An 18,285-nucleotide genomic window follows, 5' to 3' on the forward strand; every position below is an offset into this window, starting at 1 on the left:
ACAGGTAAATCGAACGGAACGAAACCCTTCTAGGTATTGGATCATGAGGATTTTTACCAAGATTAAAGGGTCGATGGAAGGACGGCCTGTGTTCATCGAGTAAAACGGTTGGAGTAAGCGATACACATGATTCCAATCCATGAAACGATCGATTTGAACCAACACATGATTCGAATCGACCATGGACTCATACGCTCGACGGTTTTCTTGAATTTCTAAATTCGATCGGTAGGAATACATAGGGGAGCTCTCCTCATCGGTATTTCCTTCATATATATCATAAAAAAACGATTTTGTCGTTGACAAAATCGTTTTTCAACAGTCTGTAAAGCCCGAAATAAACGGGCTTTATTTTTTTATGAGTTTGCCGATATAAAAAATAGAAAGAGAAAGGAACGATGGAAGCGATGAAGCGTACGGTCAAAGAAATTGAACAATTGCTTGCAACGATCGATGACGCCAATCATCCTTTGTTGCAAGAAATGGCGCTTGATGAGCGAAAAAGCGTACAGAAACTTGTTGCGCGCTGGCATAAGCAAAAAGAAGCGATGGAAAAAGAGCGCTATCAATGGGAGCAAATGCTAGAATACGAACGGCGAATTTATGGACAAGGCATTTCGTATATTGCTGGCGTTGATGAAGTGGGGCGCGGCCCGTTGGCTGGCCCAGTCGTTGCCGCCGCAGTCATTTTGCCAAAGGATTTTTATTTGCCTGGGTTGAACGACTCAAAAAAATTGTCGGAAGCAAAGCGGGAACAGCTGTTTGAGCATATTCAAGCGAATGCAGTTGCCATTGGAATCGGTATTGTTTCCGCTCGGGAAATTGATGAACTTAACATTTATCAAGCGACGAAAAAAGCGATGGTACAGGCGATTCAAAGCCTTGTTTGCAAACCGGAGTATTTGTTGATTGATGCGATGGAACTGCCGCTTGATATTCCACAGCGAAGCATTATTAAAGGAGATGCGACAAGCGTTTCGATTGCGGCAAGCTCTGTCGTTGCCAAAGTAACGCGCGATCGTATGATGAAAGAGCTTGGGGCAAAATACCCGCAATACGGGTTTGAAAAACATATGGGGTACGGAACAGAGCAACATTTGCAAGCGATTCGCACGTATGGAGTGATCGAAGAACATCGCCGCTCGTTTGGCCCGGTGAAAGAAGCGCTGTTCGGACGCTATGAACATAAGTGACCCAAATAAGGGGGAGAAAGATGTCATCCATTCGACATATTAGCGGAGAGACGACCCGCCGCTTGGTAGAAGGCACTAAATCGATTCCGTTTCGCGATGGTCAAATTGTATATGGGAAAATCGAGAAAATCAGCGAGAACGGCTCGGCCATTGTAAAAATCGGAAATGAAACGCTAATTGCGGAGCTGCAAGCCTCGCTTCGTGAGGGAAGTAAGTATTGGTTCCAAGTCTCACTAGCAGCTGATAGGGTAAATCTAAAGCTTATAGAAAATTTGTATGCCGACAGCGGAGAAATAACGTTTGAGCAAACGGCGTTGCAATTGGCCAAACGCTGGGAACTTCCCGAAAAGGTGCAACCGCTTCTTCGTTTTTTGCTAGAAAAGCAAATTCCTGTTGTGAAGGAAGAGGTGATCCGAGCAGCCAAGTGGCTTACATCCACCGAGGATGCAGAAGTAAATTTGCGGGCGGTTCAGATGATGTATATAAACCGCCTGCCGTTAACTCATGAGACATTTTTGGCGATGAAATCGGTTCAAGAGCCGGCTCCGCTTGCACAGCAGCTACTAGAATTAAAGAATAGGCTAGCATCGCTTCCCGACGAAAAACAGTCAGAAGGAGTTCGGGCATTAATCACACAGTTGCGACGTATCATCGATTTTGAGAAAGTACCGTTTGTTTGGTTAAAAGATAGAAGCGAGCAAAGTAATAAAGAAATTTTCGCGGAAGCTGAGCGGTTGGATGAACAAATACGCGCTCGCCGTGAAACGACGCCTCCCCTTTTTTCGCTCCGGCATGTTGACGAACAAAATGAAAAACATCCATTGACTAACTCGATTTTACGCCCTGGGAACGAAATGCATCTTGATATAGCAAGTACAAGGGAGCAAATTGGCGCATCATTGTCCATTTTAAATGAAGGGAAGGCGCTCGATGCAGCTTCTTATAAAGAACGGCACCCAGAGCGATTTCAACAGTTGGGAGAAGAAAACATAATTCCAGTAGCGGTCGCGCAACATATGAAAAAAATTGTTCAGTCGCTCGGTCTGCAATATGAGGCTGCGATTGAAAAAGCGATCAAGACAGGTGGAAATTTTGACTTAGGAGGGTTAAAGCCGCTCCTTTTGCTCGCTCAACGAGAAGTGCAAGATCGCGATTTAAACGAGCGAATCGAAATGCTCATTCATCGGCTGACTGGACAACAGTTGCTTTCCCATGAACAAGAACCCATTCAGCAAGTTTTTATGCAGCTGCCGCTTCGCTTTGATAGCGAGGTGACAGACGTGGTCGTTCATTGGCAAGGCAGAAAGCAAAAAAATGGGGAAATCGACCCAAATTATTGCCGTATTTTATTTTATTTGCAGCTTGAGGCGTTAAAAGAAACAGCGCTAGATGTGCGCATCCAAAATCGTATCATTCACATCACGTTGTTTAATGAGACGCCGCAGTTGGAAATGCTTGTGCCGCTCATGCAGCCGCTACTGAAGGAACGGCTCGAAGCGTGCGGCTACATGTTATCGGGCATAAAAGTGGTCGCAGCAAAAAATAATCCAAAAAAAGATGTGTTTTCTCACGTGTTAACGAACCATTCGGGGGTAGACTATCGAATATGAAAGAGAAAAAAGTGAAGGAAGCCGTTGCTCTAACGTATCGAGCGCACGAACATGAGGCGCCTGTTGTCATCGCTAAAGGGAAGGGAAAAGTAGCAGAAAATTTAATTGCGGTTGCTAAGGAACATCATATTCCGATTCAAGAAGATCCGTCGCTTGTCCAATTGCTAAGCGAGATCGAGGTGAATGAAGCGATCCCCGAGCAACTGTATCAAGTTGTGGCAGAGTTGTTTGCTTTTGTTTATCAAATGGATCGCAAACTAGCTAAGAAAAAATAACGATTTGCTTTCGACAAAATGAGCGGAATAGCTCTTCTTTTTTTGGTGAGAATTTTTTCATTTTATGTCGAAACGGTAGACAATATGGAAAGTAACATTATACAATGAAAGCGCTAGTACTTTTATCTTTTATACATAGGAGGATGGGATATGAATATTCATGAGTATCAAGGCAAAGAGATCCTCAGAAGCTATGGGGTTGCCGTGCCGAACGGACGCGTAGCGTTTACTGTTGAAGAAGCTGTTGAAGCGGCGAAAGAATTAGGAAGCTCCGTTTGCGTCGTAAAAGCGCAAATCCACGCTGGCGGACGCGGAAAAGCCGGAGGGGTAAAAGTCGCGAAAAGCTTGGATGAAGTTCGTACATACGCAAGCGAACTGTTAGGAAAAGTACTTGTCACGCATCAAACAGGTCCTGAAGGAAAAGAAGTGAAGCGCCTTTTAATCGAAGAAGGCTGCGACATTAAAAAAGAATATTACATCGGTTTAGTGTTAGACCGCGCGACTTCCCGCGTTGTATTAATGGGCTCTGAAGAGGGCGGTACGGAGATTGAAGAAGTGGCGGCAAAAACACCGGAGAAAATTTTTAAAGAATACATCGATCCAGCGGTCGGATTGCAAGCGTTCCAAGCGCGTCGTTTAGCATTTAACATCAACATTCCGAAAGAGCTTATCAATCAAGCAGTGAAGTTTATGATGGGCTTATATCAAGTATTCGTTGAAAAAGACTGCTCCATCGCGGAAATCAACCCGCTTGTTGTCACTGGAGACGGCAAAGTCATGGCGCTTGATGCGAAGTTAAACTTTGATTCTAACGCGCTTTATCGCCACTCCGATGTGCTTGAATATCGCGACTTGGACGAAGAAGATCCAAAAGAAGTGGAAGCATCGAAATTTGATTTGAACTACATTGCGTTAGACGGCAACATCGGCTGCATGGTGAACGGCGCTGGTCTTGCGATGGCAACGATGGACATCATTAAATATTACGGCGGCGAACCGGCGAACTTCTTAGATGTCGGCGGCGGCGCAACGACAGAAAAAGTAACAGAAGCGTTCAAAATCATCTTGTCCGACCCGAAAGTAAAAGGCATTTTTGTCAACATCTTCGGCGGCATTATGAAATGCGACGTCATTGCGACGGGAATCGTTGAAGCAACAAAACAAGTTGGCTTGTCACTTCCGCTTGTTGTTCGTCTAGAAGGAACGAACGTCGAGTTAGGAAAGAAAATTTTAGAAGAGTCGGGCTTGAATATTACAGCGGCTGAATCGATGGCAGACGGCGCACAAAAAATCGTAGAATTAGTACGTTAAGAAGGCGAGGGAGAAGAATGAGCGTTTTTGTTAATAAAGATACAAAAGTGATTGTGCAAGGGATTACAGGTTCGCAAGGATTATTCCATACAAAACAAATGCTTGAATACGGCACGAAAATCGTCGGCGGTGTGACACCTGGAAAAGGCGGCACAGAGGTAGAAGGCGTTCCGGTATTTAACACAGTTTCTGAAGCGGTTGCGAAAACAGGAGCAAATGCGTCTGTTATTTACGTTCCACCTGCATTTGCGGCAGAAGCAATTATGGAAGCAGTAGATGCGGAGTTAGACCTTGTTGTCTGCATCACGGAAGGCATTCCTGTTTTAGACATGGTGAAAGTGAAGCGCTACATGGAAGGCAAGAAAACGCGCTTAATCGGGCCAAACTGCCCAGGCGTCATCACACCAGAAGAGTGCAAAATCGGCATTATGCCTGGATATATTCATAAAAAAGGCCATGTTGGCATCGTATCTCGTTCTGGTACGTTAACATACGAAGCGGTACATCAGTTAACGCAAGCAGGAATTGGACAATCGACAGCAGTTGGTATCGGCGGCGACCCTGTCAACGGTACGAACTTCATTGACGTGTTAAAAGCGTTCAATGAAGATGAAGAAACATATGCTGTCATTATGATCGGTGAAATCGGCGGTACAGCAGAAGAAGAAGCGGCTGAATGGGTGAAAGCGAACATGAAAAAGCCGGTCGTCGGCTTCATCGGCGGTCAAACAGCGCCTCCTGGAAAGCGTATGGGACATGCTGGTGCGATCATTTCCGGAGGTAAAGGAACAGCAGCGGAAAAAATTAAGAAAATGAATGAGTGTGGCATTAAAGTAGCGGAAACGCCTGCTGTCATCGGCGAAACATTAATTGCAGTGCTAAAAGAGCAAGGTCTTTACGAAAAATGTAAAACACATTAATCGCAAAGGTCCCGCATCGGAGCGTATTCCGCTTAGTGCGGGACCTTTTGACTATATTATTAAAGAAAGGAGAGATTACATGTACTCTTCGCCTCAAGAGCGCCTCGTCCATCTCCACCATTGCCGCGGCGTCAACTGGAAAATCATTAGCCGATTATTGAAAATCGATCCATCGCTTTCCTCTATTTTTTCTCTCCCTTATACATCTGTTGCTTCGATGTTGTCGATTTCCCTCGAACAATATTCTTTGTTTTTCCAAGATTTACATTCCATTGATATTCAAAGTATGATAAAAACATATAGGGATAAAAATATTCATACCATTACTATTTTTGATGAGAACTATCCGAAATGGTTAAAGCACATTTTTGAGCCGCCATGGGTGCTATATGTGAAGGGAAACGTTGAGGTGCTTTCAGCGCATAAAATGATCAGCATCGTTGGCACGAGACAGCCGACAAAAGAGGGAATTCGTGCGCTTCATGTTTTAGTGCCCCCGCTCGTTCAGCATGGCTGGGTGATCGTTAGCGGCCTTGCTTTAGGCATTGATGCCGCAGCTCACAAGACAGCGATGGAGTGCGGTGGAAAAACAATTGCGGTCATTGCCGGGGGAATAGATCATATTTATCCCCCGAAAAATCGCATGTTAGCCGAACAATTAATGAGTGAGCATCTAGTTGTTTCGGAATACCCACCACATACGAAACCGAAAAAATGGCAATTTCCGTTGCGTAACCGCATCATTAGCGGATTATCGCTTGGAACGGTTGTCATTCAAGCAAAAGAAAAAAGCGGCTCCCTTATTACCGCTTCCCTTGCGTTAGAACAGGGAAGAGAGGTGTTTGCGGTGCCCGGTTCGATTTTTCTAGAGCAATCGAACGGAACGAATAGGCTTATTCAACAGGGAGCAAAACTTGTGTGTTCAGCGCAAGACATTCTAGACGAATTCGCTTATTTTTTTTAGTAAGTTAAAAATTTTTCACATCATGTTTGACAAATGTCATAAGAATCATTAATAATAATGAAGATTTTAAATTTACCTCTTAAGGGAGGAAAAGGTATGTCGGATTATCTCGTTATCGTTGAATCACCAGCGAAAGCAAAAACGATTGAACGATATCTCGGAAAGAAATATAAAGTAAAAGCTTCAATGGGACATATTCGTGATTTGCCGAAAAGCCAAATGGGCGTTGACATAGATAACGGTTATGAGCCAAAATATATTACGATTCGCGGAAAAGGACCGGTCATCAAAGAGCTGAAAACAGCGGCGAAAAAAGCAAAGAAAGTATTTTTAGCTGCCGACCCCGACCGTGAAGGAGAGGCGATCGCGTGGCATTTGGCACACATGCTTGAACTTGATATTGATTCTGATTGCCGTGTTGTATTTAACGAAATTACGAAAGACGCTATTCGCGAGTCGTTTGAGCATCCTCGTGCCATTAATATGCATTTGGTGGATGCGCAACAGGCGCGCCGCGTGCTTGACAGACTGGTAGGATATAATATTAGCCCGCTTCTTTGGAAAAAAGTAAAAAAGGGATTAAGCGCGGGGCGAGTGCAGTCCGTGGCGCTTAGACTCATTATTGACCGGGAAAAGGAAATCAAAGAATTTCAACCGGAAGAATATTGGTCGATCCAAGCGGAGTTTATAAAGCAAAATGAAGCATTCACCGCCTTTTTTTACGGAATGGATGGACAAAGGATGGATTTAAAAAACGAAGGCGAAGTAAAGGCGGTATTACAACGCATAAAAGGTCACTCTTTTAAGGTACAGTCTGTAACGAGAAAAGAGCGGAAACGAAACCCTGTACCGCCGTTTACGACATCTTCTCTGCAACAGGAAGCGGCACGCAAGTTGAATTTCCGTACAAAAAAGACGATGATGCTCGCACAGCAGCTATATGAAGGCATTGACCTTGGAAGTGAAGGGACGGTTGGTTTAATTACATACATGCGTACAGACTCGACACGAGTGTCGGCAACTGCACAAAATGAAGCGCTTTCATATATAGAAGTGTCATTTGGGAAAGAGTATATCGCGCAAGAAAAACGCAAGGAAAAGAAAAACAACAATGCTCAAGATGCGCATGAAGCGATTCGGCCAACATCGGTGTTTCGCGATCCAAACTCAGTCAAACCGTATTTAAGCCGCGACCAGTATCGACTTTATAAGCTAATTTGGGAGCGCTTTGTTGCAAGTCAAATGGCGCCTGCGCTTCTCGATACAATGAGTGTCGATTTGGAAAACGAGGGGGTTATCTTTCGCGCAAGCGGTTCGAAGGTGAAATTCGCTGGCTTTATGAAAGTATATGTCGAAGGCACAGACGACCAAACTGATGAGCAGAATCATTTGCTTCCTGAATTGGAAGAGGAAGAAACGGTCATCGGTAAAGATATTGAACCGAAGCAGCATTTTACACAGCCGCCTCCGCGCTATACGGAAGCGCGATTAGTCAAAACATTAGAGGAGCTTGGAATCGGTCGCCCTTCAACATATGCTCCGACGCTTGATACGATTCAAAAACGAAATTATGTGACACTGGAAAATAAACGCTTTGTTCCGACGGAGCTCGGAGAAATTATCATCGAATTAATGCTTGAGTTTTTCCCAGAAATTTTGGATGTTGAATTCACGGCAAAAATGGAGAAAAGTTTAGATGAAATTGAAGAGGGAAAAGTTGATTGGGTCGAAGTGATTGACGAGTTTTATCGCGGGTTCGAAAAAAGTTTGCAAATTGCCGAAAAAGAAATGAAGGAAGTAGAGATTAAGGATGAACCAGCGGGCATCGATTGCGAAGAATGTGGAAGTCCGATGGTTTATAAAATGGGCCGGTTCGGAAAGTTTGTCGCATGTTCCAACTTTCCTGCTTGCCGTCATACGAAACCGATTCTGAAAGAAATTGGCGTAAAATGCCCGCAATGTCACGAAGGAAATATTGTGGAGCGAAGCAGCAAGAAAAAGCGCTTGTTTTATGGATGTGACCGTTTTCCAGATTGTGATTTTATGTCATGGGATAAGCCGCTTTCACGTTCATGTCCGAAATGCAAAGGCTTATTAGTAGAGAAAAAGCTGAAAAAAGGTATGCAAGTTCAATGTATAAAATGTGACTACGAAGAAGAACCGCAATCATAATGATCGGTGGGCGACCGTTAGTCCTCACCGATTTTGTGCGCAATAACTAAGGAGGAATGAATCGTGATTGTCAACGTCATTGGCGCAGGATTAGCTGGAAGTGAGGCGGCATGGCAGCTCGCTAATCGCGGCGTCCGTGTACGGCTCTATGAAATGCGTCCTGTGAAACAGACACCAGCGCATCATACAGATAAATTTGCCGAGCTAGTCTGCAGCAATTCGCTGCGCGCGAACTCTTTAACGAATGCCGTTGGTGTATTGAAAGAAGAAATGCGGATGCTTAACTCTGTTATTATCAAGGCGGCCGATGAGTGTTCCGTTCCTGCCGGAGGGGCTCTAGCAGTGGACCGCCATGAATTTGCGGCACGCGTCACCGATTTAGTGCAAAATCATTCAAATGTTGAGGTTGTTCGTGAGGAAGTAACGGATATTCCCGAGGGACCGACGATTATTGCGACAGGACCGTTAACATCGCCTGCGCTATCGGAAAAACTAAAGGAATTAACGGGAGAGGAATATTTATATTTTTATGATGCAGCGGCACCAATTGTAGAAAAAGAGAGCATTAACATGGACAAAGTATATATCAAATCACGTTATGATAAAGGGGAAGCCGCTTATTTGAACTGTCCGATGACCGAGGAAGAGTTTGACCGTTTTTATGAGGCGCTCATTTCGGCAGAAACGGTACCGTTGAAGGAATTTGAGAAAGAAATTTATTTTGAAGGCTGCATGCCGATTGAAGTCATGGCCAAAAGAGGAAAGAAAACGTTGCTATTTGGCCCGATGAAGCCGGTCGGTCTTGAAGATCCCCGCACCGGGAAGCGCCCGTTTGCTGTTGTTCAGCTTCGTCAAGACGATGCGGCGGGAACTTTATATAATATTGTAGGATTTCAAACACATTTGAAATGGGGAGATCAAAAAGAAGTATTTCGCCTGATCCCAGGGTTAGAGAATGCGGAAATCGTCCGTTATGGTGTTATGCACCGCAATACGTTCATCAACTCGCCAAAGCTGCTTAGACCGACGTACCAGTATAAAGGACGCGACGATTTATTTTTTGCCGGACAAATGACGGGCGTAGAAGGCTATGTTGAATCAGCTGCCTCCGGTCTAGTAGCGGGCATCAATGCAGCGAGAATCACATTCGGACAAGACCCGATTGTATTTCCGCAAGAAACGGCGATCGGCAGCATGGCGCACTATATTACGACGGCTAATCCAAAGCATTTTCAGCCGATGAATGCGAACTTTGGTTTATTTGCGCCACTTAAAGAGACGATTAAAGACAAAAAACGCCGCCATGAACAATACGCGAAACGAGCCTTAGATACAATTCAGAATTTTATAAAAAAATAATTGCAAGGGCTACTAAATTTATGTTAATATTTAGTAGCCCTTGTGAGGTGTTGGGAATGGAAAATTTGAAAATTTCGTTACAATCGTTCGTTGAATATTTACAAATTGAAAAAAATTATTCACAATATACTATTGCGTGTTACACACAAGATATTGAGCAATTTTTTTCATTTATGTGTGAACAGGCGCTTCAGCGTTTAGACGAAGTCAAGTACAGCGATGTTCGTCTGTATTTGACGAAGCTACATGGTGAACAACTATCGAGCCGTTCGATTTCTCGCAAAATATCGAGCTTACGCAGTTTTTATAAATTTTTGCTGCGCGAAAAGAAGGTAGCAGAAAACCCATTTGCTCTTGCATCGTTGCCAAAAAAGGAGCAAAAAATTCCTCACTTTTTGTATGAAGAGGAATTAGAAAACTTATTTCATGTCAATGATTTAAATACAGCAATTGGTCAGCGAAATCAGGCGTTGCTTGAACTGCTTTATGCGACGGGTATTCGTGTTAGTGAATGTTGTCACATTCAACTTTCCGATATCGACTTTTCGCTTTCTACGATACTTATTTATGGAAAGGGAAATAAACAGCGCTATGTTCCATTTGGCAGCTTTGCGAAAGAAGCGCTTGAGCAATATATACAAGACGGACGAAATAAACTTTTGCAAAAAGGTAAGGCAGCAACGAACTATTTATTTCTGAACTTTCGCGGCAGTCCTTTAACACCTCGAGGGGTTCGCCACATTTTGAATGAAGTAGTGGAAAAAGCGGCACTGACTCAGAAAGTGAGCCCGCATGTATTTAGGCATACATTTGCAACACATTTGCTTAACGAAGGTGCGGATATGCGCACAGTTCAAGAGTTGCTTGGGCATGTGCACCTTTCGGCAACACAAGTATATACGCACGTTACAAAAGACCGTCTGCGCCATATTTATTTGCATACACATCCGCGGGCTTAGACTTCCATCAAAGGAGGAGCGATATGGAACAATTCCATGCAACGACGATTTTTGCCATTCGGCATCGCGGCTCTTGCGCAATGGCTGGCGATGGGCAAGTGACCTTTGGCAACGCTGTAGTAATGAAGCATACGGCCAAAAAAGTGCGGAAACTATTTCAAGGAAAAGTATTGGCTGGATTTGCCGGATCTGTGGCGGATGCGTTTACATTGTTTGAAATGTTTGAGGGAAAGCTTGAGGAGTTTAATGGAAATTTGCAGCGCGCGGCCGTGGAATTGGCAAAAGAATGGCGCAGTGATAAAGTATTACGCAGATTAGAAGCGATGCTCATTGTCATGGATGAATGCCATCTGCTTTTAGTGTCAGGAACAGGTGAAGTGATTGAGCCCGATGACGATATTTTAGCGATTGGTTCAGGAGGAAATTATGCGCTCGCCGCAGGGCGTGCATTAAAGCAATATGCGGGAGAGCATATGACCGCCAAAGAAATTGCAACAGCTGCTTTGGAAGTTGCCGCTAATATTTGTGTGTATACGAACGACCACATTATTGTGGAAGAATTGTAGCGGAGGGGAAAGCGATGAATTTAACACCTCGGCAAATTGTTGAAAAGCTCGATCAATTTATTGTAGGCCAAAAAGAAGCGAAAAAGGCGGTGGCCGTTGCCTTACGAAATCGTTATCGCCGCAGTTTGCTTGATGAAAAGTTACGCGATGAAGTCGTTCCGAAAAATATTTTGATGATCGGTCCGACAGGGGTGGGAAAAACGGAGATTGCAAGAAGGCTTGCAAAGCTTGTTGGGGCTCCGTTTATTAAAGTGGAAGCAACGAAATTTACAGAAGTCGGCTATGTCGGGCGCGATGTGGAATCAATGGTGCGCGACCTTGTTGAAACGTCCGTACGGTTAGTAAAAGAGCGGAAAATAAACGAAGTTAAAGACCGTGCTGAGCAACAAGCAAACAAACGGCTTGTTGAACTGTTAGTGCCGGGAAAACAAAAGCAAACGATGAAAAATCCATTTGAATTATTGTTTGGTGGAGGACAATCTGCACAGCAAGATGCAGGATACGACCAAGACGATCAATATGTTGAACAAAAGCGGAAGCAGGTGGCAATCCAGCTTGCTAACGGTGAATTAGAAGATGAGCTTGTAACAGTCGAAATAGAAGAGCAGCAAGCAACGCTATTTGACTTTTTGCAGGGAGCGGGCATTGAGCAAATGGGCATGAATATGCAAGATGCGTTAAGCAGCTTTATGCCAAAGCGGCGCAAAAAGCGGAAGCTAAAAGTAAGCGAAGCGCGCAAAGTGCTAGCAAACGAAGAGGCGCAAAAATTGATCGACATGGACGAGGTGACACAGGAGGCCGTTCATCTTGCAGAGCAGTCCGGAATTATTTTTATTGATGAAATCGACAAAATTGCCCGCAGAGGCCAAGGGGCTTCATCTGCTGATGTCTCGCGTGAAGGGGTGCAGCGCGATATTTTGCCGATTGTGGAAGGTTCCACAGTGATGACGAAATATGGTCCTGTTAAGACGGATTATATTTTGTTTATTGCGGCTGGAGCTTTTCATATGTCGAAACCATCAGACTTAATTCCGGAGTTGCAAGGACGTTTTCCGATTCGGGTTGAGCTATCAAAATTAACGGTTGACGATTTTGTAAAAATTCTCATTGAACCGAATAATGCGCTTATTAAGCAATATACGGCACTTCTTGCGACAGAAGGTATACAACTTGAATTTTCTGACGATGCTATTCGTAAGATTGCTGAAGTGGCGTTTGAAGTAAACCAGACAACTGACAACATCGGGGCAAGACGCCTTCATACGATTATGGAAAAACTGCTTGAAGACTTATCCTTCGAGGCGCCGGATATCACGCTCGAAAAAATTGTTATTACACCACAATATGTTGAGCAAAAGTTAGGAAATATTGTGAAAAACAAAGATTTAAGTGAGTTTATCTTATAACGAATCAGAATAGGAGGCTATAGAAAATGAACTTGTTGCAGAAAACAAGAACGATTAATGCGATGCTGCAAAAAGCAGCAGGGAAACCGGTGAATTTTAAGGAAATGGCTGAAACGCTTTGCTCGGTTATTGAGGCGAACGTGTTCGTTGTTAGCCGCCGCGGAAAATTATTAGGTTTTGCCATTAAACAATCTATCGAAAACGAACGCATGAAAAAAATGCTAGAAGACCGTCAATTTCCAGAAGAATACACAAAAAGCTTATTTAATATTACAGAAACATCCCCGAACTTAGATATTAACAGTGAGTATACGGCATTTCCGGTAGAAAACCGCGATTTGTTTAAAACAGGCTTGACGACGATCGTGCCGATTAACGGTGGCGGTGAGCGCCTTGGAACGCTTATTTTATCAAGACTCGACCAACAATTTGATGACGATGACCTCATTTTGGCAGAGTACGGGGCAACGGTTGTCGGCATGGAAATTTTGCGTGAAAAAGCCGAAGAAATTGAAGAAGAAGCAAGAAGCAAAGCGGTTGTGCAAATGGCGATCAGCTCGCTTTCTTATAGTGAGCTTGAAGCCATTGAACATATCTTTGAAGAATTAGAAGGTACCGAAGGATTGCTTGTTGCAAGTAAAATTGCTGACCGCGTTGGGATCACTCGTTCAGTCATCGTCAATGCGCTGCGCAAGCTTGAAAGTGCCGGCGTGATTGAATCGCGTTCTCTAGGGATGAAAGGGACATATATTAAGGTGTTAAATGACAAGTTTTTAGCAGAGTTAGAAAAATTAAAGACAAACTAACCGTAAAAAGAGCTGCGTTTATGCAGCTCTTTTTTTACGGCGGCATTTTAAATGCTAAAAATAGTACAATCTTCCGGCTATACAACATTTACGCATTATTTTAAAATATAGAATATCAAATATTGTCGAAAAAAGAAGATAAAGAGGGGATTTTGCTTGGAACTATTTTCTCGCACTTTTGCTCGACTAGAGCAGGGATTAGACTATGCATCGCTCAAACAAAAAGTGATTGCTAATAACATTGCCAATGCTGATACGCCCAACTATAAAGCCAAGACTGTTCGGTTTAAATCGGAATTGGAGCGGGCGATGTCTTCGCTTGAAGCGCATCGGACAAATCCAAAGCATTTCTTTTTTAAAAGCAGCGATACAGGCGACTTTTTAGTAACGGCAAGAAATGATGTAGTCTATAACCATAATGGAAATAGTGTCGATGTAGATAAAGAAATGTCGGATTTAGCCGAAAACCAAATTTATTATAACGCCTTGATTGAACGGTTAAACGGTCAATTTAATTCGCTAAAATTGGTGATTAAAGGAGGAAAATAATGCATGTCGATTTTTCAAGGCTTAAATACAACAGCATCGGCATTGACTGCACAGAGGCTGCGAATGGATGTTATTTCCTCAAATATGGCCAATGTGGATACAACGCGAGCGAAGTTAGTAAACGGGCAATGGCAGCCGTATCGTCGCAAAATGGTCATTATGGAACCGAATGAAGGTGGCTTCTCCTCTTATCTACAAGCGGCCATGAATAACGACACAGCTGTTGGTGGAGGCGTCAAAGTCACGAAAGTTGTTGAGGATGAAACACCGTTTAAGCTCGTTTATGATCCAACTAACCCAGATGCTAACCGCGATGGCTATGTGCAGCTTCCAAATGTCGATCCGTTAAAAGAAATGGTCGATTTAATGAGCGCGACCCGTTCTTATGAAGCGAACGTAACGGTGTTCAATGCAACGAAAGGAATGTTAATGAAGGCATTAGAAATCGGCAAATAGAAGGAGAATCGAACATGATTAATGGAGTCCAGAAAAACCTCTTCCCTGCTGCTGTCGCTTCCTCTTCCTCAATCAAGCCAGCAGACGTTCAAAAATCGTTTGCTAATTTCTTGAAAGATGCGATTCAACAAGTGAACGATCAACAAATTCAAGCGGACAAATTAACAGATAAGCTAGTTAAAGGAGAAAATGTCGATTTGCATCAAGTCATGATCGCTTCACAAAAGGCCAGCATTTCCTTGCAGCTTACTGTTGAGATTCGCAATAAAGTGATTGAAGCGTACCAAGAAATGATGAGAATGCAAGTGTAAATTGATGTACTAACAAACTGACAATCTATTATTGCAATAATCGGGGGAATAGTATGAACGAAAAAATAAAAGAGTGGCTTAATCGGTTGACCTCTTTTTGGGGAGAGAGAACAAAGACACAAAAAATGATGGTTGTAGGTGCATTTTTTCTCTTTCTCCTCATTGTTGGAGTTGCATCATATTTCGCGACAAGAACGAATTTTGTGCCATTATATAGCAATCTTTCACCGCAGGAAGCTGGTCAGATTAAAGCCACGCTTGATAAGCGCGGCGTTGAATCAGAAGTAGCTGATAACGGGACGACGATTAAGGTGCCTGAGAACATGGCAGATACTTTAAAAGTCGAACTAGCGTCCGAAGGGATTCCAGATAGCGGAAATATTGATTATTCATTTTTTACTAAAAATGCCGGGTTCGGCATGACCGATAATGAATTCAACGTCGTTAAACTGAAAGCGATGCAGACGGAACTGGCAAATTTAATTAAAAATATTGACGGTGTGGAAGATGCAAAAGTAATGATAAATCTCCCACAACCGTCTGTATTCGCCACGGATGATCAGGAAAAAGCGTCTGCTTCCGTCGTGTTAAAAACGAAACCAGGATATAAATTTAGCGACGAGCAGATTAAAGCGCTCTACCGCCTTGTATCTAAGAGCGTTCCTAATCTTCCTACTGATAATATCGTCATTATGAACCAGTATTTTGAGTACTTTGATTTAAAAAATGACGATCAAATTTCGACAGCTAATGCATTTACGGCACAAAACGAAATTAAAAAGCAAATTGAACGCGACGTCCAACGGCAAGTTCAACAAATGCTCGGAACGATGATGGGCCAGGATAAAGTCGTTGTATCCGTAACAGCAGATGTCGATTTTACCCAGGAAAATCGTGAAGAGAATCTAGTTGCTCCAGTCGATGAGCAAAATAAAGAAGGCATTGCTGTCAGCGTGCAGCGGATTAAAGAGACATATTCCGGCCAAGGAGCTCAACCGGGGGGCGTTGCAGGGTCCGGCGCAACCGATGTTCCAAGCTATCAGTCATCGACTAGTAACTCCAATGGAGACTATGAAAAAACAGAAGAAACGATCAATAACGAAGTAAATCGAATTAAGAAAAAGATCGTTGAAAGTCCATACAAAGTGCGAGACTTAGGAATTCAAGTGATGGTAGAACCGCCAAATCCAAAGGATCCAAACTCTCTACCACAACAGACGGTAGACGATATCAAGAAGATTTTAGGCACCGTTGTTAGAACTTCAATTGATAAGCAAGATGGTCAAACATTAACGGATCAAGATATTCAAAATCGAATTGTTGTTTCTGTCCAAAAATTCAATGGCAAAACAGAGTTTACAGAGCCACAGCCAACCATCCCAACGTGGGCATATATTGCGGGTGGAGTTCTTGCGGCAGCTGTGATTGGTTTGCTTCTCTTCTTGCTGTTGCGCAAGCGGAAAAAAGACGAAGAAGAAATCGATGAAATCATCGATCAGCCGCCGTTGCGTCCGCTTCCTGACATTAATGAAGAAAGAGAAACGGAAGCGAGCTTGCGCCGCAAGCAGCTTGAGAAACTGGCAAAAGAGAAGCCTGACGAATTTGCCCAACTATTAAGAACATGGTTAGCTGAAGACTAGGAGGAATGAAGATGGCAAAAAAGGAGAAAAAGGGTGAACTAACAGGAAGACAAAAAGCTGCCATACTCCTCATTTCTCTTGGACCAGATGTGTCAGCATCCGTCTACAAACATTTATCAGAAGAGGAAATTGAAAAGCTAACACTTGAAATCTCCAGCGTTCGCCAAGTAGCTGCACAAGAAAAGGAGGATATATTGGAGGAGTTTCATCAAATCGCTTTGGCGCAAGATTATATTTCCCAAGGGGGAATTGCTTATGCCAAGGAAGTGTTAGAAAAAGCGCTCGGTTCCGAAAAAGCACTAAACATCATTAACCGCTTGACATCTGCTTTGATGGTTCGACCATTCGATTTTGCCCGCAAAGCAGATCCGGCTCAATTATTAAATTTTATTCAAAATGAGCATCCGCAAACGATCGCCCTTGTTTTATCGTATCTTGAGCCAACTCAAGCAGGACAAATTTTATCGGCGCTGCCGCAAGAGATGCAAGCTGATATTGCGCGTCGCATCGCGCTTATGGACAGCACGTCTCCGGAAGTGATTAACGAAGTGGAACAAATTCTAGAGCGAAAGCTATCGACAACGGTCGTGCAAGACTACACGCAAACGGGCGGTATAGAGGCGGTAGTGGAAGTATTAAACGGTGTAGACCGGAGTACGGAGCGAACGATTTTAGATGCGCTTGAGATTCAAGATCCTGAGCTTGCCGAAGAAATTAAGAAGCGGATGTTTGTGTTTGAAGATATTGTGACGCTTGATAATCGTGCTATTCAACGTGTTATTCGTGAAGTGGACAATAATGATTTAATGCTTGCACTTAAAGTATCGAGCGATGAGGTAAAAGAAATCGTCTTCCGCAATATGTCGACACGTATGGCAGAAACGTTTAAAGAGGAAATGGAGTTTATGGGACCAGTTCGTCTCCGTGACGTAGAAGAGGCGCAATCGCGCATTGTGGCAGTGATTCGTCGCCTTGAAGAAGCAGGCGAGATCGTAATCGCTCGCGGCGGAGGAGATGATATTATTGTCTAAAGTGATCAAGGCATCCTTTACCAAAACAGATCATGGCAGCAAAAAAATAATCGAGGTAAAAAATTGCTTTCAGAAGCAGGCCGAGGTATCTTTTCATGTCGAAATGGACGAAGGTGCCAGTGCACAGAACATTGTTGAGCAAGCAGAACGGGAAGCTAAACTTATAAAGCAAGAAGCAGAAAAATATTACCATTCTTTAAAACAACAAATATTACAAGAACGTGAAAATTGGCAATTAGAAAAGCAACAGCTCATGCTAGCGGCGCAGCAAGAGGGATATGAAGCCGGATATACACAAGGGAAAGAAGAAGGGCTTCAAAGCTACCATGAATGTATCGAAGAAGCAAGACGCGTTATTCAAGCAGCCAATGAACAGTTTTATGAACAGATTGAATCAGCAAAAGAAACAATTTTTCTCATCGGCTTAAAAGTAGCCGAACGAATCCTCGGTGAAAAGATTTCTGAAAACAATGAACATTTTCTATCGCTCGTTCAAAGGGCGATGAAAGAAGTCCGCGAACAATCTGAAGTGAAATTGTATGTTCATCCATTTTATTACGAAATGGTTGTGCAACAAAAAGACGAACTAAAAGCAGTATTCAACCAGCCTGCCGATATATTCATTTATCCCGATGAGCAGTTGGCGAAGGATGGATGCGTAATTGAAACGCCGTTTGGCCGAATTGATGCAAGCGTCGACACACAGCTGCAGCAAATTAAAGAAAAATTGCTTGAACGGCTTAAGGAGGAATAATCA

19 protein-coding genes are annotated in these 18,285 nt (G+C 43.3%); 18 read left to right on the top strand and 1 reads right to left on the bottom strand.

Annotated elements, in window-relative coordinates; translation table 11 throughout:
* Positions 1-240: transposase (locus tag N667_RS0105665; RefSeq protein WP_027408666.1), on the bottom strand; the 240-nt coding region annotated here is incomplete at its 3' end.
* 167 nt (positions 241-407) lie between these two features.
* Here N667_RS0105665 and N667_RS0105670 point away from each other — a divergent pair.
* The 18 genes from N667_RS0105670 (at position 408) to fliH (ending at position 18,282) form a co-directional block, all read left to right on the top strand.
* Positions 408-1,193, top strand: a complete 786-nt coding sequence (locus N667_RS0105670) for a ribonuclease HII (RefSeq protein WP_035098248.1) — start codon at positions 408-410, stop codon at positions 1,191-1,193.
* A gap of 20 nt (positions 1,194-1,213) precedes the next feature.
* The gene (locus N667_RS0105675; RefSeq protein WP_027408668.1) at positions 1,214-2,803 is read left to right on the top strand and encodes a hypothetical protein; all 1,590 of its coding nucleotides are present in this window, start codon (positions 1,214-1,216) and stop codon (positions 2,801-2,803) included.
* Positions 2,800-3,078 (top strand): EscU/YscU/HrcU family type III secretion system export apparatus switch protein, encoded by a 279-nt coding sequence (locus N667_RS0105680; RefSeq protein ID WP_027408669.1) that lies wholly within the window; start codon positions 2,800-2,802, stop codon positions 3,076-3,078. The genes N667_RS0105675 and N667_RS0105680 overlap by 4 nt, the downstream gene beginning before the upstream one ends.
* Before the next feature lie 150 nt (positions 3,079-3,228).
* On the top strand, positions 3,229-4,389 hold the full coding sequence (sucC, locus tag N667_RS0105685; RefSeq protein WP_027408670.1) for an ADP-forming succinate--CoA ligase subunit beta: 1,161 nt from the start codon (positions 3,229-3,231) through the stop codon (positions 4,387-4,389).
* Between the two features lie 17 nt (positions 4,390-4,406).
* Positions 4,407-5,309: a succinate--CoA ligase subunit alpha gene (gene sucD, locus N667_RS0105690; RefSeq protein ID WP_027408671.1), complete on the top strand. Its 903-nt coding sequence runs from the start codon at positions 4,407-4,409 to the stop codon at positions 5,307-5,309.
* Between the two features lie 79 nt (positions 5,310-5,388).
* Positions 5,389-6,273: a DNA-processing protein DprA gene (dprA, locus tag N667_RS0105695; protein ID WP_027408672.1), complete on the top strand. Its 885-nt coding sequence runs from the start codon at positions 5,389-5,391 to the stop codon at positions 6,271-6,273.
* 96 nt (positions 6,274-6,369) lie between these two features.
* On the top strand, positions 6,370-8,445 hold the full coding sequence (gene topA, locus N667_RS0105700; protein ID WP_027408673.1) for a type I DNA topoisomerase: 2,076 nt from the start codon (positions 6,370-6,372) through the stop codon (positions 8,443-8,445).
* Between the two features lie 63 nt (positions 8,446-8,508).
* Complete coding sequence (trmFO, locus tag N667_RS0105705; protein WP_027408674.1) at positions 8,509-9,804, top strand: FADH(2)-oxidizing methylenetetrahydrofolate--tRNA-(uracil(54)-C(5))-methyltransferase TrmFO; 1,296 nt, start codon at positions 8,509-8,511, stop codon at positions 9,802-9,804.
* A gap of 56 nt (positions 9,805-9,860) precedes the next feature.
* Positions 9,861-10,763 (top strand): tyrosine recombinase XerC, encoded by a 903-nt coding sequence (xerC, locus tag N667_RS0105710; protein ID WP_027408675.1) that lies wholly within the window; start codon positions 9,861-9,863, stop codon positions 10,761-10,763.
* A gap of 23 nt (positions 10,764-10,786) precedes the next feature.
* Positions 10,787-11,329, top strand: coding sequence for an ATP-dependent protease subunit HslV (gene hslV, locus N667_RS0105715; protein ID WP_027408676.1), 543 nt, complete (start codon positions 10,787-10,789; stop codon positions 11,327-11,329).
* A gap of 14 nt (positions 11,330-11,343) precedes the next feature.
* Entirely contained in the window at positions 11,344-12,735 is a 1,392-nt protein-coding gene (hslU, locus tag N667_RS0105720; RefSeq protein ID WP_035098201.1) for an HslU--HslV peptidase ATPase subunit, read from the top strand.
* Between the two features lie 26 nt (positions 12,736-12,761).
* A complete protein-coding gene (gene codY / locus N667_RS0105725) occupies positions 12,762-13,541 on the top strand; it encodes a GTP-sensing pleiotropic transcriptional regulator CodY (protein ID WP_027408678.1) in 780 nt (259 codons plus the stop codon).
* Positions 13,542-13,697: 156 nt separating this feature from the next.
* Positions 13,698-14,090, top strand: coding sequence for a flagellar basal body rod protein FlgB (gene flgB, locus N667_RS0105730; RefSeq protein WP_027408679.1), 393 nt, complete (start codon positions 13,698-13,700; stop codon positions 14,088-14,090).
* A gap of 3 nt (positions 14,091-14,093) precedes the next feature.
* Positions 14,094-14,546, top strand: a complete 453-nt coding sequence (gene flgC / locus N667_RS0105735; protein ID WP_027408680.1) for a flagellar basal body rod protein FlgC — start codon at positions 14,094-14,096, stop codon at positions 14,544-14,546.
* 14 nt (positions 14,547-14,560) lie between these two features.
* Complete coding sequence (gene fliE / locus N667_RS0105740; protein WP_027408681.1) at positions 14,561-14,857, top strand: flagellar hook-basal body complex protein FliE; 297 nt, start codon at positions 14,561-14,563, stop codon at positions 14,855-14,857.
* A 53-nt stretch (positions 14,858-14,910) separates the two neighbouring features.
* Positions 14,911-16,497 carry a flagellar basal-body MS-ring/collar protein FliF gene (gene fliF, locus N667_RS0105745; RefSeq protein WP_027408682.1) on the top strand — a complete coding sequence of 529 codons (1,587 nt, stop codon included), beginning with the start codon at positions 14,911-14,913 and terminating at the stop codon, positions 16,495-16,497.
* Positions 16,498-16,508: 11 nt separating this feature from the next.
* Positions 16,509-17,528: a flagellar motor switch protein FliG gene (gene fliG / locus N667_RS0105750; protein ID WP_027408683.1), complete on the top strand. Its 1,020-nt coding sequence runs from the start codon at positions 16,509-16,511 to the stop codon at positions 17,526-17,528.
* Positions 17,512-18,282, top strand: coding sequence for a flagellar assembly protein FliH (fliH, locus tag N667_RS0105755; RefSeq protein WP_027408684.1), 771 nt, complete (start codon positions 17,512-17,514; stop codon positions 18,280-18,282). The genes fliG and fliH overlap by 17 nt, the downstream gene beginning before the upstream one ends.
* Positions 18,283-18,285 lie beyond the last annotated feature (3 nt).

The organism is Anoxybacillus tepidamans PS2, assembly GCF_000620165.1.
Classification (GTDB): Bacteria; Bacillota; Bacilli; order Bacillales; family Anoxybacillaceae; genus Anoxybacteroides; species Anoxybacteroides tepidamans_A.

What these genes read in the sequence shown, in the direction of transcription:
- N667_RS0105670 (WP_035098248.1), top strand. Translation starts at nt 408, where the DNA reads ATGAAGCGTACGGTCAAAGAAATTGAACAATTGCTTGCAACGATCGAT.
- N667_RS0105675 (WP_027408668.1), top strand. Translation starts at nt 1,214, where the DNA reads ATGTCATCCATTCGACATATTAGCGGAGAGACGACCCGCCGCTTGGTA.
- N667_RS0105680 (WP_027408669.1), top strand. Translation starts at nt 2,800, where the DNA reads ATGAAAGAGAAAAAAGTGAAGGAAGCCGTTGCTCTAACGTATCGAGCG.
- sucC (WP_027408670.1), top strand. Translation starts at nt 3,229, where the DNA reads ATGAATATTCATGAGTATCAAGGCAAAGAGATCCTCAGAAGCTATGGG.
- sucD (WP_027408671.1), top strand. Translation starts at nt 4,407, where the DNA reads ATGAGCGTTTTTGTTAATAAAGATACAAAAGTGATTGTGCAAGGGATT.
- dprA (WP_027408672.1), top strand. Translation starts at nt 5,389, where the DNA reads ATGTACTCTTCGCCTCAAGAGCGCCTCGTCCATCTCCACCATTGCCGC.
- topA (WP_027408673.1), top strand. Translation starts at nt 6,370, where the DNA reads ATGTCGGATTATCTCGTTATCGTTGAATCACCAGCGAAAGCAAAAACG.
- xerC (WP_027408675.1), top strand. Translation starts at nt 9,861, where the DNA reads ATGGAAAATTTGAAAATTTCGTTACAATCGTTCGTTGAATATTTACAA.
- hslV (WP_027408676.1), top strand. Translation starts at nt 10,787, where the DNA reads ATGGAACAATTCCATGCAACGACGATTTTTGCCATTCGGCATCGCGGC.
- hslU (WP_035098201.1), top strand. Translation starts at nt 11,344, where the DNA reads ATGAATTTAACACCTCGGCAAATTGTTGAAAAGCTCGATCAATTTATT.
- codY (WP_027408678.1), top strand. Translation starts at nt 12,762, where the DNA reads ATGAACTTGTTGCAGAAAACAAGAACGATTAATGCGATGCTGCAAAAA.
- flgC (WP_027408680.1), top strand. Translation starts at nt 14,094, where the DNA reads ATGTCGATTTTTCAAGGCTTAAATACAACAGCATCGGCATTGACTGCA.
- fliE (WP_027408681.1), top strand. Translation starts at nt 14,561, where the DNA reads ATGATTAATGGAGTCCAGAAAAACCTCTTCCCTGCTGCTGTCGCTTCC.
- fliF (WP_027408682.1), top strand. Translation starts at nt 14,911, where the DNA reads ATGAACGAAAAAATAAAAGAGTGGCTTAATCGGTTGACCTCTTTTTGG.
- fliG (WP_027408683.1), top strand. Translation starts at nt 16,509, where the DNA reads ATGGCAAAAAAGGAGAAAAAGGGTGAACTAACAGGAAGACAAAAAGCT.
- fliH (WP_027408684.1), top strand. Translation starts at nt 17,512, where the DNA reads ATGATATTATTGTCTAAAGTGATCAAGGCATCCTTTACCAAAACAGAT.